11 protein-coding genes are annotated in these 14001 nt (G+C 54.9%); all 11 read left to right on the top strand.

Going from position 1 to position 14001, the window contains the following annotated elements; translation table 11 throughout:
• Positions 1–92: 92 nt before the first annotated feature.
• Positions 93–1103, top strand: coding sequence for an ABC transporter permease (locus BBD41_RS08060; RefSeq protein ID WP_007130875.1), 1011 nt, complete (start codon positions 93–95; stop codon positions 1101–1103).
• 1 nt (position 1104) lies between these two features.
• A complete protein-coding gene (locus BBD41_RS08055) occupies positions 1105–1941 on the top strand; it encodes an ABC transporter permease (protein ID WP_099477210.1) in 837 nt (278 codons plus the stop codon).
• Between the two features lie 8 nt (positions 1942–1949).
• The gene (locus BBD41_RS08050; protein ID WP_077570607.1) at positions 1950–2960 is read left to right on the top strand and encodes an ABC transporter ATP-binding protein; all 1011 of its coding nucleotides are present in this window, start codon (positions 1950–1952) and stop codon (positions 2958–2960) included.
• A complete protein-coding gene (locus BBD41_RS08045; RefSeq protein ID WP_099477209.1) occupies positions 2947–3747 on the top strand; it encodes an ABC transporter ATP-binding protein in 801 nt (266 codons plus the stop codon). The genes BBD41_RS08050 and BBD41_RS08045 overlap by 14 nt, the downstream gene beginning before the upstream one ends.
• A 321-nt stretch (positions 3748–4068) precedes the next feature.
• The gene (locus BBD41_RS08040; protein WP_237087028.1) at positions 4069–6522 is read left to right on the top strand and encodes a sensor histidine kinase; all 2454 of its coding nucleotides are present in this window, start codon (positions 4069–4071) and stop codon (positions 6520–6522) included.
• A gap of 47 nt (positions 6523–6569) precedes the next feature.
• The gene (locus tag BBD41_RS08035) at positions 6570–7232 is read left to right on the top strand and encodes a response regulator transcription factor (protein ID WP_099477208.1); all 663 of its coding nucleotides are present in this window, start codon (positions 6570–6572) and stop codon (positions 7230–7232) included.
• A 202-nt stretch (positions 7233–7434) separates the two neighbouring features.
• A complete protein-coding gene (locus tag BBD41_RS30470) occupies positions 7435–7560 on the top strand; it encodes a hypothetical protein (protein WP_257790699.1) in 126 nt (41 codons plus the stop codon).
• Positions 7560–9557, top strand: a complete 1998-nt coding sequence (locus BBD41_RS08030; protein ID WP_077569349.1) for a methyl-accepting chemotaxis protein — start codon at positions 7560–7562, stop codon at positions 9555–9557. Before BBD41_RS30470 ends, BBD41_RS08030 begins: the two co-directional genes overlap by 1 nt.
• A gap of 80 nt (positions 9558–9637) precedes the next feature.
• Positions 9638–10549, top strand: coding sequence for an AraC family transcriptional regulator (locus tag BBD41_RS08025; RefSeq protein WP_099477207.1), 912 nt, complete (start codon positions 9638–9640; stop codon positions 10547–10549).
• A 120-nt stretch (positions 10550–10669) separates the two neighbouring features.
• Positions 10670–12184 (top strand): alpha-glucosidase/alpha-galactosidase, encoded by a 1515-nt coding sequence (melA, locus tag BBD41_RS08020; protein WP_077569347.1) that lies wholly within the window; start codon positions 10670–10672, stop codon positions 12182–12184.
• Positions 12185–12824: 640 nt separating this feature from the next.
• On the top strand, positions 12825–13943 hold the full coding sequence (gene ald, locus BBD41_RS08015; RefSeq protein WP_077569346.1) for an alanine dehydrogenase: 1119 nt from the start codon (positions 12825–12827) through the stop codon (positions 13941–13943).
• Positions 13944–14001 lie beyond the last annotated feature (58 nt).

Genomic DNA, 14001 nt, shown 5'->3' with positions numbered 1-14001 from the left:
GACCTATATTAGCGGACGATTGAGGCCCTGATATAGGTCTCTTTTCCAGCGAGACATGTCGCGACAATTTACAGGTCATGGGGGTGAGCTGCTTGAGCGTTTACGGAAAATACATCGTCAAGAAGTTCTTCTGGTATTTCCTTACGCTGGTCATTGCGGTCGGGCTTAATTTCCTGCTGCCGCGCATGATCGAAGGCAATCCGGTGAGCATGATCGTCTCGGAGATGACGCAGGGCATGACGGACAGCGACACCATTAAGCGGGTGTACGAGACGTTCCTGATCGAGTTTGGCATCGACAAGCCCTTGGGCGAACAGTTTTTGATCTATGTGAAAAACCTGCTCAGCGGCAATCTGGGCACGTCCTTCGGACTGTATCCGAAGCCCGTCACGGAGATTCTGGCCTCGGCCGTTCCGTGGACGATCGGCCTTCAGCTGCCGGCCATCCTGGTCGGATGGCTGCTTGGCAATATCCTCGGCGCCGTTGCCGCATACCGCAAGGGCGTGTTCGATAAAGTGATTTTTCCGGTCGCCTTGTTCGTGAACTCTATCCCGTTCTTTACGCTGGCGATCATTATGCTGTACGTATTCGCGCTGTCCCTCAATTGGTTCCCGCTGCACGGGGGCTATGACTATCAGCTGGTGCCTTCCTTAAGCTGGGAGTTTTTCGCTTCGGTCATCCGCCATCACACCCTGCCGTTTCTGTCGATCGTGCTCGTAACGATCGGAGGCCAAGCGATCGGCATGCGGGAAATGTCCATTTACGAGCTGAACTCGGATTATGTGCTTTACAGCAAGCTGCTCGGCATCCGGGATTCCCGGATCGCAAGATACGTATTCCGCAACGCCATGCTGCCGCAAATCACGGGACTTGCGCTGTCCATCGGCACCATGGTCGGCGGCTCCCTGATCTGCGAGATCGTCTTCAGCTATCCGGGCATCGGCACCTGGATGTTCACCGCCATCCGGCAGCTGGATTATCCGCTGATCTCGGGCTGCACGCTGCTCATCGCGATTGCCGTGCTGCTCGCCAACTTCACGATCGATATTATATACGGCTGGATCGATCCAAGAATCAAGGCCGCGCAGATGGAGGATCAGTGATATGAACAGTTCATTCCGTATCTTGATCAAGTCGCCGAAGTTCATGTTCGGAGCGTGCATGCTGCTGGCCATGATCGGTCTTGTCCTGATCTATCCGCTGTTTAACCGCAGCGACCCGCTGGAGATGATCGCGCTTGCGTACCAGCCGCCCGATGCCAAGCTGCTGCTGGGCTCCGACAACTTCGGCAGGGATTTGTTTCTGGAATTGATCTACGGTATCCGCACATCGCTCCAGGTAGGGCTCATTGCCGGCGTGTTCGCTACCGCGATCGGGCTCGTGATCGGACTGACCTCCGGATATATCGGCGGCATGATCGATAACCTACTGACCGCGGTCACGAATATTTTCATCGTCATTCCGTCCTTTGTCATTCTCATTCTGATCTCGGTCAGCATCGATTCGCGGAGCTCCTTCGTGACCGCGGTTATCATCGGGGTGACCAGCTGGCCGTGGACGGCGCGGGCTGTCCGGGCCCAGACCTCTTCGCTTCGGAACCGGGACCACGTGAACATCGCCAAAATATCCGGATACAGCACGCCGCGGATCATCGTGTCTGAGATTCTTCCGTATATTGCTTCCTATGTCGTCATGGCCTTCGTGCTGCAGACGGCGTCGGGAATCCTGTCGGAAGCTTCGATCTCGATGCTGGGACTCGGCCCGTACAATACGATTTCGCTCGGCATCATCATGAACTGGGCGCTCGTGTTCGAAGCCCCGGTAGCCGGCGCATGGTGGGCCTTCATTCCGGCGGCGATTTCGATCGCCATGATCACGTTCTCCTTGTACATGATGAATACGGGCATGGACGAAATTTTCAATCCGAAGATTAGGAGCTGATGGATGACGTGAGTACGCATATTCTGGAAGTCAACGAATTGAAGACGTATTACCGGACCCGGCTCAAGGAGCACGTCTATGCGGTGGATGGCGTCACGTTCGCGCTGGAGGAGGGAAAGACGCTCGGCATCGCCGGCGAATCGGGCTGCGGCAAATCGACGCTGGCCTTAAGCCTGATGGGATTTTACTTTCCCCCGCTTTATTTCGGAGGCGGCTCCATTATCGTCGGCGGAAGGGATATCATGAAGCTCGGGAAGGAGCAGCTGCGCTCCCAAGTGTCGGGCAGGGAGATCTCCTACATTCCGCAGGCGGCGATGAATGCGTTGAATCCGACGCTGCGGATCATCCGTTTCATCGAGGACATCATGAAGGAGCATCGGCCCGAGCTGACCAAGAAGCAGGTATGGGATATGGCCGCCGAGCGGTTCGAGACGCTGAACCTGTCGCCGAGGGTGCTGAACTCGTATCCGAATGAGCTGTCAGGCGGCATGAAGCAGCGGACCGTCATTGCGATCTCCACGATTTTGAACCCGAAAGTGCTGATCGCGGACGAACCGACCTCCGCGCTGGACGTCACGTCGCAAAAGGCGGTGATCAAGCTGCTGAAGAGCTTGCTGGACAAAGGCTTTATCCAGTCGCTCGTCTTCATTACGCACGAGCTGCCGCTCTTGTACCATGTCACGGACGACATTATGGTCATGTACGCGGGCGAGATCGTGGAGCGGGGAACCGCCGAGCAGATGATCTTTGATCCGATCCATCCGTATACGAAGAAGCTGATGGGCTCTATCATCGTGCCGGAGGAAGGCATGAAGGGCCATAAGCTGGCGGCCATTCCGGGAACGCCGCCGAACCTGAAGAACGTGCCGGAGGGCTGCCGGTTCGCGGATCGCTGCACGTATGTCCAGGAGGCGTGCCGCAAGGGAAAGATTGCGAACAAAACCTTGGGGGACCGGACGTACCGATGCATTGTCGAGCCTGAAACGCTTAGGGAGTGGTATGCGAATGAAGGGGAGTAACGTGCTGATCGAAGGAAAGAACCTGACGAAGGTATTCGGCTTCGGCGGCAACAAGACGACCGCGGTTGACAACGTCAGCTTTGCTTTTCATGAAGGCGAAATTATATCGATCGCCGGAGAGAGCGGAAGCGGCAAAACGACGCTGGCCAAACTGATTATGGGACTGCTCAAGGAGAGCGCCGGAACGATCGAATACATGGGCAAGCCGAGACGGCTGAAGCGGCATTCGGACCGGAGAAAGTATTGGAAGCATATTCAGGCGATTTTTCAGGACCCGTTCTCTTCCTTCAACCAGTTCTACAGAGTCGAGAAGCTTCTTCTCGATTGCATCAAGCTGCAGGGGGAGAAGCTGACGAAGGAGGAGCAGCTGCGCCGCATGAAGGAGGCCTGCTCCTTCGTCAATCTGAAATACGAGGAGCTGCATAATAAGTACCCGTTCGAGCTGTCCGGCGGACAGATGCAGCGGCTTATGATCGCGAGAATTTTTATCCTCCATCCGAAGCTGCTTATCGCCGATGAGCCGACCTCCATGGTCGACGCCTGCTCCAGATCGACCATCCTGGATATGCTCCTTAAGCTGCGGGAGGAGAACAATATGACGATTATTTTCATTACCCATGACGTCGGCTTGGCCTACTATGTGAGCGATACGCTTTACATCATGGAGCAGGGGAAAGTGGTTGAGAAGGGGCCGGCAGAGGAAGTCATCCTGAATCCGAAGCATCCGTACACCCGCCAGCTGATCTCCGACGTTCCGAAAATCCATTCGGAGTGGGATCTCGCCTGATTGTTCAGTTCATTACGATGGCTGCTGCATTCGCCACGAAGCCGCCCGTAAACGGTAAAGAAGCCGTTTACGGGCATTTTTTTGTCCGGAGATGAGTCAGGACGCAACATATCTTTGTCAAGGATGTTCTGCTTGTTCTAATGGGACTGAAGCAATGCTGCCGGATGTCCGAAAAAGATTTTTTTCGTTCGATATTCGCATTTGTGCAAAATATGCCGATATATCATTTGGCTGCTCTTTGATGCATTCCATGAAGGCAGAGAGACAGCAATCTAGCATGACATCGACTGAATGGACGGCGAAGAGAGGATGGACAGCTTATTGAGACATGAAAACTTCTGGACGGCACTCGCTATCCTCGTCATATACGTAGTGATGATCGGCATGATCATCGTGAGGAGGCGCAGGCAGCGCAATTTGCTAAAAGACAACCAAACAAGACTTCTGGAGGCGGAGAGCAGGTTTCGAATGCTGGACGATCTGCTGCATACGCTTGATGTCGGCATCTGGTCCTATGATTGCGGATCGGGGCGGATTGTAAGCGCCTCCCTGGCCTTTCATGAAATGACCGGCTATTCGGCGGAGTATTTCGGAAACGGCGTGCCTTGGAGAGCGCTGATTCACCCGGAGGACCTGCCATTGTTCGAATCCTGCGTTCTGAAGCTGCGGCAGGGTGAAGCTGTCCACACGCACTACCGGATTATCCATGCCGCGGGCGAAGTGCGCTGGGTCCAGGTGAAGATGATCCCGACCATGGATCAGGCGAAACGGATGGTCCGGGTGGATGGCATCGCGATCGACGTTACTTCCCGCCATAAGATGGAAGAGGCGCTTCAAGACATTACCGAGCGCAAAAAGATGGAGCAGGCGCTGAAAGAGAGCGTGGAGCGATACCGCAGGCTCGTAGAATCTTCACCGGTCGCCATCGCCGTATGCAGGGAGCACAAGCTGGTCTATGTCAATCCAGCCGGACTGCGGATTGTAGGCGCCAGCGGCTCGGAGGATTTTCTTGGGACCGATCCTTGGGACTGGCTGTACGAGCCCTGTGAACAGAGTAAGCGCGATAGGGTCATTGAGCGAATTCGCCAAGGAAATGTCGTCTCCGAGGAGCTGTCGATCCGGAGGATGGACGGAGCCAAGGCGGAGGTCATCGTGACGGCATTGCCCGACGACGATACGGATGCGATCAAAATTTTCTTCGAGGACGTGACGGCACGCAAAGCTGCGGAACAGGCATTGATCGAGAGCGAACGGATCAACCGCCACATTTTGGATATCGCTCCGGTCGCGATGGTGCTTCATTCGAATTTTGAATGCATTTATATGAATCCGGCAGGCATGCGCCTGCTTGGCGTTACGGATCTCGGTCAGCTTGTAGAGAGAGGGTATGAGCATTTCGTTCCCCCGGATCAGATTGACTTGGTTCAAAGAGAGGTCAAGGGAGTATATGAGCGGGGGGCCACCGCAACGCTGGTGGAGAGCCAGATCATCCAGCTCGACGGCACGGTCATTGACATCGAGGTCGTTACTGCCCCGATCCCATATATCGGAGACCATACAGCCTTGACGATTATCCGGGATATTACGGAGGAGAAGAGGGCGGAGCGGGAGCGGAAAGCGGCGGAGAAGCTGATCCGGGAGAGCGAGGAGCGGTATTTCAAGCTGCAGATGAGCCTCGACCGGTTCTCCTCGGACCTGTTCGGGATGGTGAAGATCAGTGAGCTGAACGCAAGGATCGTCGAGGAAATCCAAAAAGTGCTTAAAACCGGGAAGGTCAGCCTCGTCACCATGAATTGCGGCAGCTCGGAGTTCTGCATCGTGGGAGGGGCAGAAGACTTCTCCAAGGACGTGCTTTATGCGATTTGCGAGCGCCATCCCGAGCGGCTTCCGCTCTGCAAGCTGCACGAGACGCCGGACGGATATTTCGTGAAGATCGGAGAGATCAACGGGGAGCACAGCATGATCTACATCGGCGAGAAAGCATCGCTGCTCAAGTACGAAGCGAAAAAGATATGGCTGGAGACGATCTCTCGCTATGTGAGCGTGCTGTATGATAATTTCCGCGTGATCGAGGATTTGACTTCAGAGCTGGAGAAGCTGGGATCCTCCCAGCAGCCCATATGGCTGCTGCGCGTAATGCTTCATCTTTCGGAGAACGAGCGGAAGCGCCTCTCCCAGGATCTCCATGATGCAGCACTTCAAGAGCAGATTATATGGTACAGGAAGCTGAACCAGATCGTCACGGATACGGAGCTGCCTCCAAAGCTTAGAGGCCAGCTCGAGGAGATTGAGCAGGGACTGCTTGACGTCATCTATCAAATCCGTATTACGTGCAATGAGCTGCGGCCGCCGCTCCTGAAGGAGGAAGGGCTTGAACGGTCACTGGAGGCGCTGTTTGAATTCACGCAGCTGCGCACCAATTATGCCATTTCGTTCGAGGGCTCGGGATTCGAGGAGGATCTCAGCGACGACAGACTTATCGGACTTTACCGGATCGTGCAAGAGCTTCTTTCGAACGCGACCAAGCATTCCAATGCAACGGAGGTAAAGCTGAGCTTGTCCACCCGGTCGGGCAAGGTCATTCTGAATTACGAGGACAACGGCATCGGCATGGGCCCGGAGGAGCTGGAGAAGCTGGAGAAGCAGAGGGATCACTTCAGCAGCATGGGCATACGCGGGATGAAGGAGCGCGTGCGCTGCATGAACGGGACCATTGCGTTCGGATCAGCCGCAAGCGGCGGGCTGTCCATATCGATTTCGGTAACGGCAAGATAAGTAAGCCTGGCCTAGGGCGGCAGGCTGCAGATAGAGGGGGTTAAGCGATGATTGAAATTTTATTGGTAGACGACCATCCTTCCGTAATGGAGGGAACGAAAATGCTGCTTGAGCAGGAGCAGGACATGAGGGTCACGCTCGCATGCACGCCGGAGCAGGCAATCCAGCTCGTAACATCGCAGCACTTCGACGTGATGCTGATCGATATGCATATGCCGGGCATGAACGGCATTGATTTGGCGAAGAGGATCCTTGAGCTGATGCCGGATGCCATCATGCTCATCTATACCGGCTTTGAGGTGGGCTATCATTTTAATCTGATCATGGATGCCGGATTATCGGGCTTTGTGCTGAAGACGGCGGGAAAGGAGCAGCTTGTCACGGCGGTCCGGTGCGCGCTTCGGGGGGAGGTCGTTCTTCCGCTCGGGCTGGTCAAGCAGCTGCGCCGGACGACCGGCACCGTGCTGGAACGTGCCCCGGGCAGCCAAGCCCAGTCGATCACGAACAAGGAATACGACATTCTAAAGGAAATAGCGCGGGGCAAGAGCAATAAGGAAATTGCAGGAACGATCATGATGAGCCAGCGATCGCTCGAGTACTGTCTAACGAGCCTGTTCCAGAAGCTGAGCGTCAAGTCCCGCATCGAGGCCGCCATGAAGGCGAAGCAGCTCGGAATTCTGTCGGATGTCGATTTTGTGCAAATGCAATAACGGTGGCTTCCCCCTGACTGGGTTCTAAAGGCTCATACCAAGACAGGATACGATAAAGCAGCAGCGTTGGCGGATGCATCTTCCCCGCAAAAAAAATGCGTGATCACGCAATAAAATTTCGGTTACGAACCGTAAACGAGTGTATATGCTTAAGTTACTAGATGAATATAGTCTTAACGTAGGAAGGGTGGGGGCTTGCGGTATGACAAAAGACCTAGAATTTGCTGCGGACGATCTCTTGTCGCCCGAAGAGATTGATGTCATCCTAGCTCAGCTAGAAGAGGAAATCATGAAGGCTGCAACCAGAAGAGGCGGGGGGAACGATTGATGGGATTACGGAAGAGGTTGAGATCATTATTTGCAATGAAGCTTCGGACGCGAATGATGTGGGTCATTCTGGGGTCGATTACGATTTTACTGGGGGGAATGATTACATATATCAGCTTCACGACGAAGGATGAAGCGCTGGATTCCGCCAGGACTCTGGCCTTCACGCAAAGCGAGAAGATCGGAGCCCTTGTGCAGCGGGAGCTTGACGATGTGATGAATAGTGCAAGAACGTTGTCCGCCAGCTTTGTCGGAATGAAACAGAGCGGCGCCGCTAACCGTGAAGCGGTAAGCGAAATGCTGCGGATGAATTTAGAGGGCAATCCCTCCTGGACAGGGATCTGGACGATTTGGGAGCCGAATGCCTTCGACAGCAAGGATGCGGAATTCCGGAACAAGCCGGGAAGCGATCCTTCCGGTCGGATGACCGCTTATTGGGCCAGAACCAAATCCGGCCTTGAGAATACGCTGATAACCGATGATTACACCGCGGAGGGTGAGGGAGACTTTTACCTGCTTGCGAAGAACAGCGGAAAAGAAGTTATTATGGATCCCTACCTCTTCAAGGTCGGCGGCGAAGAGATCATGATGACATCGCTTGTCGTGCCGATTATCGAGAATGGGAAGACCATCGGAGTCGTTGGCGTGGATGTTTCGCTGGAGGCTCTGCAGAACGTGATGGAGCAATTCAAATTGTTCGAAACCGGCTACGCTCATATCTATTCCAATACCGGGGTGATCGTAACTTCTCCGGAGGATGGAAGGATGGGACAGCGGCTTGAAGAAGCCTATCCGGGCGAGACGACCGGCGTTATTTTGAATGCCATTGCCAAGGGCGAGGTATACTCCGAACAGGATGACGAGCTGTTCAAGCTCTATACTCCGGTCCGGACAGGCCTATCGGAAACGCCGTGGTCTGTCGCAATCATTGTCCCGACCGACGAGATTACGGCCCAGTCGGACAAGCTGCTGCAAATGATTATTATCGCTGGCGTTGTGACCCTGCTTGAAATGGCGATTGTCGTTACGCTTCTGACCCGTTCCATCGTGAAGCCGCTTGGTCAAGCGGTTGCGATCGGCGAATCCATGTCGCGCGGTGACTTTACGCAGGAAATCCCCGAAGCCTACTTGGCCAAGGCCGATGAGATCGGAACGCTGTCCCGGGTGTTTAAGCAGCTGGGCGAGAGCATGCGGATGATGATCGGGCGGGTGAACAGCAATGCCCTTTCGGTTGCGGAGGCTTCCCAGCAGCTGTCTGCAGGGGCAGAGGAGCTCGCGGTCGGCAGCAGCAATCAAGCCGAGTCCGTACAGACGATGAGCGAGCTGTTCCAGGAATGGTCCACGGCCATTACGTCGGTGGCTAGCAGCGCTTCGTCGGCATCCGAGCTCGTCAACCAGACGGCCGAGGTGGCGTCCGAAGGCGGAGAGGTTGTCCATCAATCGGTTGAAGGGATGAATCGCGTTCGCGAGCATGTGGCAAGATTGGAGCAGGATTCGCAGCGGATCGGGGAGATTACGCTGGTGATCGATGACATTGCAAGACAGACGAATCTGCTTGCGCTGAACGCAGCGATCGAAGCCGCACGCGCCGGAGATCACGGCAGAGGGTTCGCCGTCGTGGCCCATGAAGTTCGCCAGCTGGCGGTGCGAAGCGGAGAAGCGACGAAACAGATCGCCGATATTATAAAAGGCATGCAGCAAAATACGACCGACAGCGTGGAGGCGGTGCATGAAGGCGTCAGGTTCACGGAGCAGGCAGGTGAAGCCTTTGAGCGCATTGTCAGCATGGTGAACGAGTCTGCTGCGAAAGTGATGGACATCGCTGCTGCGAGTGAAGAGCAGGCGGCTCAGGCTGTATCCGTGGGATCCGCGATTGAGAATATCTCATCCTCCACGCAGGAAACCGCTGCGACGAGCGAAGAGACTGCGGCAACCGCGCAATCTCTCGCCGAGCTGGCCGATGAGCTGAACCATACCGTTTCGGCGTTCAAAATCTGATGGCAAGACCATGAAATTGGTGATAAGCTTGGCCCTAAGGCCAGGCTTTTTTGCTTGGGGAGAGATTGGAGGATAGCGGCATGTTTGGCAGTCTGTTTCAGCGGCAGTTGTTGAGCGGGAATTTATTTCCCCGGTTTTATGCGTATTACTACAAACAGTGGACGGATTATACGATGCCGTTTCATCACCATGATTCAACGGAAATCATGTATATGATTTCGGGAACCTGCAGCATCGAAGCGAAAGACGGAAATGAGGAGAAGGGGATCAAGCTGAGAAAAGGGGAGTTCATTATTCTGGATGCCAAGGTTCCCCATCGGCTGATCGTGGACAAATCGGCTTCATGCCGCATGCTCAACGTGGAATTCGGTTTTGCGGAGCGGGAGAGCAGCTCGCCCTCCCTGCGCCATATCGCGGATGAGGAAGCGGCAGTCTATTCCTTGATCGGGCAGCCCTTTCCGTTTGTGGTGCTAGCTGATCGTGAAGAGGTATACCCGGTGCTGAAGAGCCTGGTGCTGGAGCTTGATCAGCGCGGCACGGAAGGAACGCTCATGACGCATCTGATGTTTATTCAGCTGCTCGTATGCATTGCCCGGCTCTATAAGGAGCGGGAGAGCAGCGACATTCCGTCCAGCGAATCCTACATCAAACGATGTGTTGATTTCCTGCATCATAATTATGACCGGAACATTCAGGTGAAGGACGTCGCGGCAGAGGTCAATCTGCATCCGGGATATCTTCACCGCGTATTCAAGAAGGGGACCGGCCGGACGATCACGGATTATTTGACGATGATCCGAATGGAAAAAGCCAAGCTGCTGCTGGAGCAGACCGACATCCCCATCCATGAAATATCCGATTACGTCGGCGTTTCCAGCAGGCAGTATTTCCACCTGCTGTTTAAGAAATATACGGGGAGCACGCCGGTGGAATACCGGCATTCGAAGGACCGGAATTCCTGGAAGCAGGACGAGATGGGGAAGCGCTCCTAGAGAGCAGGTTAGAATATTTGACTCGGATGAACGCAAAGAAGTCATGATATTGATAACGCTTACTGCGGGTTCGTTGCTACAATAGCTTCAATCATATTTGAAGCTGGGAGTGAGGAACGAATGTCGTTTAAGATAGCGTTTATCGGAGCAGGCAGCATCGGCTTTACCCGCGGGCTGCTGCGGGACCTCTTGATTGTACCGGAATTTAAGAATATTCAGATTGCCTTCACGGATATTAGCGAGCGGAACCTCTCGATGGTAACCGAGCTCTGCCAGAGGGACATCAACGAGAACGGGCTGCCGATCACCATCCAATCGACGACGGACCGGCGGGAGGCGCTGGCGGGTGCCAAGTACGTTTTTTGCACGATTCGCGTTGGAGGGCTGGAAGCCTTTCAGACGGATGTGGATATACCGCTTAAATACGGCATCGACCAATGCGTGGGCGATACGCTGTGTGCGGGCGGCATTATGTACGGTCAGCGCGGAATCCCCGAAATGCTTCGCATATGCGAGGATATCCGGGAGGTTTGCCTGCCGGATGCGCTGCTTCTCAACTATTCCAACCCAATGGCGATGCTGACATGGGCTTGCAATAAGTACGGCGGCGTTCGTACGATCGGCTTATGCCACGGCGTTCAACACGGCCATCATCAAATCGCCGAGGTTTACGGGCTGGACAAGAAGGACGTGGACATCGTCTGCGCGGGGATCAACCATCAGACCTGGTATATTAAAGCTTCTTACAAGGGAAGAGATTTGACCGGGGGGCTGCTTGAGGCGTTCGAGCGCCATCCGGAATACAGCCGTACCGAGAAGGTGCGGATCGATATGCTGCGGCGTTTCGGCTATTACAGCACGGAGTCCAACGGTCATTTGAGCGAATATGTGCCGTGGTACCGCAAGCGCCCGGAGGAGATACCGGAGTGGATCGACCTGGGCAGCTGGATCAACGGAGAAACCGGCGGCTACCTTCGTGTCTGCACGGAGGGAAGGAATTGGTTTGAGACGGATTTCCCGAACTGGATGAAGGATCCGGCTGTCCGCTACACGCAAGAGAACCGCGGGGAAGAGCACGGCTCTTACATCATTGAAGGCTTGGAGACCGGGCGTGTCTATCGCGGGCACTTCAACGTCGTCAACCAGGGGGTAATCTCCAATCTGCCGGACGATGCCGTCATCGAAGCGCCGGGGTATGTCGATCGGAACGGGATCTCCATGCCGCTCGTAGGCGAGCTGCCGCTTGGCCCCGCAGCCGTATGCAATGCGAGCATTTCGGTACAGCGGTTAGCGGTGGAAGCGGCCGTGCACGGCGACGATCAGCTGCTCCGGCAAGCATTCATGATGGATCCGCTCGTCGGGGCGGTGTGCAATCCGAAGGAAATCTGGCAGCTGGTTGACGAGATGCTTGTCGCCGGGGAAGCTTGGCTGCCCCAGTACAAGGACGCCATTGCCGAAGCGAAGCAGCGGCTGGACGCGGGCAATCTTCTTCCAACCCGAAGCTATGAAGGCGCCGCCCGGCTGAAGGTGAAGACGATCGAGGAGATGCGTCAGGACCGGGATCAGGCGAACCGGAATGCCGGTGAATCCGACAAGGGGAAAGACCGGGAGAAAATATCGAACGGCTTGGAATAGCACCATGAATCCATAGGATGCCAAGATCACCGGCAACAACGGCTTGGACCTTCGGCCGCTTTATGCGGACGGGGGTCTTTTTTTGGTCAGACGCGTCAAGCAAAGCGCGGATCTGCTGGCGGCCACCGGGACACCGAAGGCAGCCGCGGTCCGGCCGTCGTTTGGGTGTGCCGGGAGAGGCCGGTAAGTGCCCAACCACGGAAAGTTGTACAATAAACCGCTGGGCAAAAGGGACAGCATTTGCGTTGAGGCTGGGAAAGTTGTACGATAAGCCGCCGTACACAAGGCGCCCGGGAAAGCGCCGATCCGCGGAAGCTGTACGAAAAGTCGTAATAAATGCAGCTTCGGAAGTGCCAACGTTTAGAAAATTGTACGAAAGTCGTAGAAAAGCGACTTCGCAAGCGTCCATCCTCAGAAATTTTGTACGAAAAGTCGCGCAAAAGCGATTGCGAAAGCGCCAACCCTCATGCATTTATGCGAAAAATCGTACCCATTCGAACACGGAAGTTCCCTCAGCGGATGTCTCCTTTTCCAATATTATGAATGGATAAACTTGACTTTAAAACGGGTAAGAGTGCACAATGGAAATGGTTTACAATGCAAGTGGAGAGTCAAGTTTAAGTAAGAAGGAGGCCGCAGGATGATCATTGGGGTTCCTAAGGAAATTAAAAATAATGAGAATCGTGTCGGCATGACGCCGGGCACTGTCCTCAGCTATACAAAGGCCGGGCACGAAGTGCTGGTGCAGTCCGGTGCCGGTCTCGGCGTCGGCTTCACCGACGAGGATTACATCGCGGCAGGGGCGAAAGTGGTAGGAACTGCCGCAGATGCATGGAAAGCCGAAATGGTCGTTAAAGTAAAGGAACCCCTGCAGGAGGAATACGATTACTTCCAAGAAGATATGATTCTCTACACCTACCTGCATTTGGCTCCCGAGCCGGAGCTGACAAAAGCACTGGTAGACCGCAAGGTATGCGCGGTGGCATATGAGACGATTCAGCTTCCGGATGGCAGTTTGCCGCTCTTGACGCCGATGAGCGAAGTGGCCGGCAGAATGTCCATTCAGATCGGCGCCCATTTCCTGGAGAAGGCGCACGGCGGCAAAGGAGTGCTGCTCAGCGGCGTTCCGGGCGTGGCTCCAGGCAAGGTAGCTGTCATCGGAGGAGGCATCGTCGGTACGAATGCCGCCAGGGTTGCCCTCGGTCTTGGCGCGGATGTCAGCATTCTGGATATCAATCCGGTCCGACTTCGTCAGCTGGACGATATGTTCCAGGGGAGAGTAAAAACCATTATGTCGGACCCGTATCATATTGCGGAAACGGTGAAAACGGCAGACCTCGTCGTTGGAGCCGTCCTTATCCCGGGTGCCCGAGCCCCTCGGCTCGTGACCGAGGAGATGGTCAAGGAGATGAGCCCCGGATCCGTCATCGTAGATGTGGCGATTGATCAAGGCGGCTCTATTGAGACGATCGACCGGATTACGACCCATGATCATCCGACCTACGAGAAACACGGCGTCATCCATTATGCCGTCGCCAACATGCCTGGTGCCGTAGCGCGCACCTCGACGCTGGCATTGACGAACGTTACGGCTCCGTATGGACTGAAGATCGCGAACAAAGGAATACGATCCGCCGCCCGGCAGGATCCGGCCCTGGCCAAGGGCATCAACGTGATCGGCGGCAAAGTAACGTATGAAGCGGTCGCAGCCGCACACGGATATGCTTATACAAGCATAGACGATTACTTGCTGGCATAAGGCTGCAGCAGATGTGTTTTACATATAGAAAAAGCTCTTTTTCGAAATTACGAAAAAA

It is taken from the genome of Paenibacillus ihbetae (assembly GCF_002741055.1).
GTDB classification, from domain to species: domain Bacteria; phylum Bacillota; class Bacilli; order Paenibacillales; family Paenibacillaceae; genus Paenibacillus_AQ; species Paenibacillus_AQ ihbetae.
The sequence above is the reverse complement of the archived record's forward strand: the minus strand, read 5'-3'. Positions and strand labels throughout refer to the sequence as shown.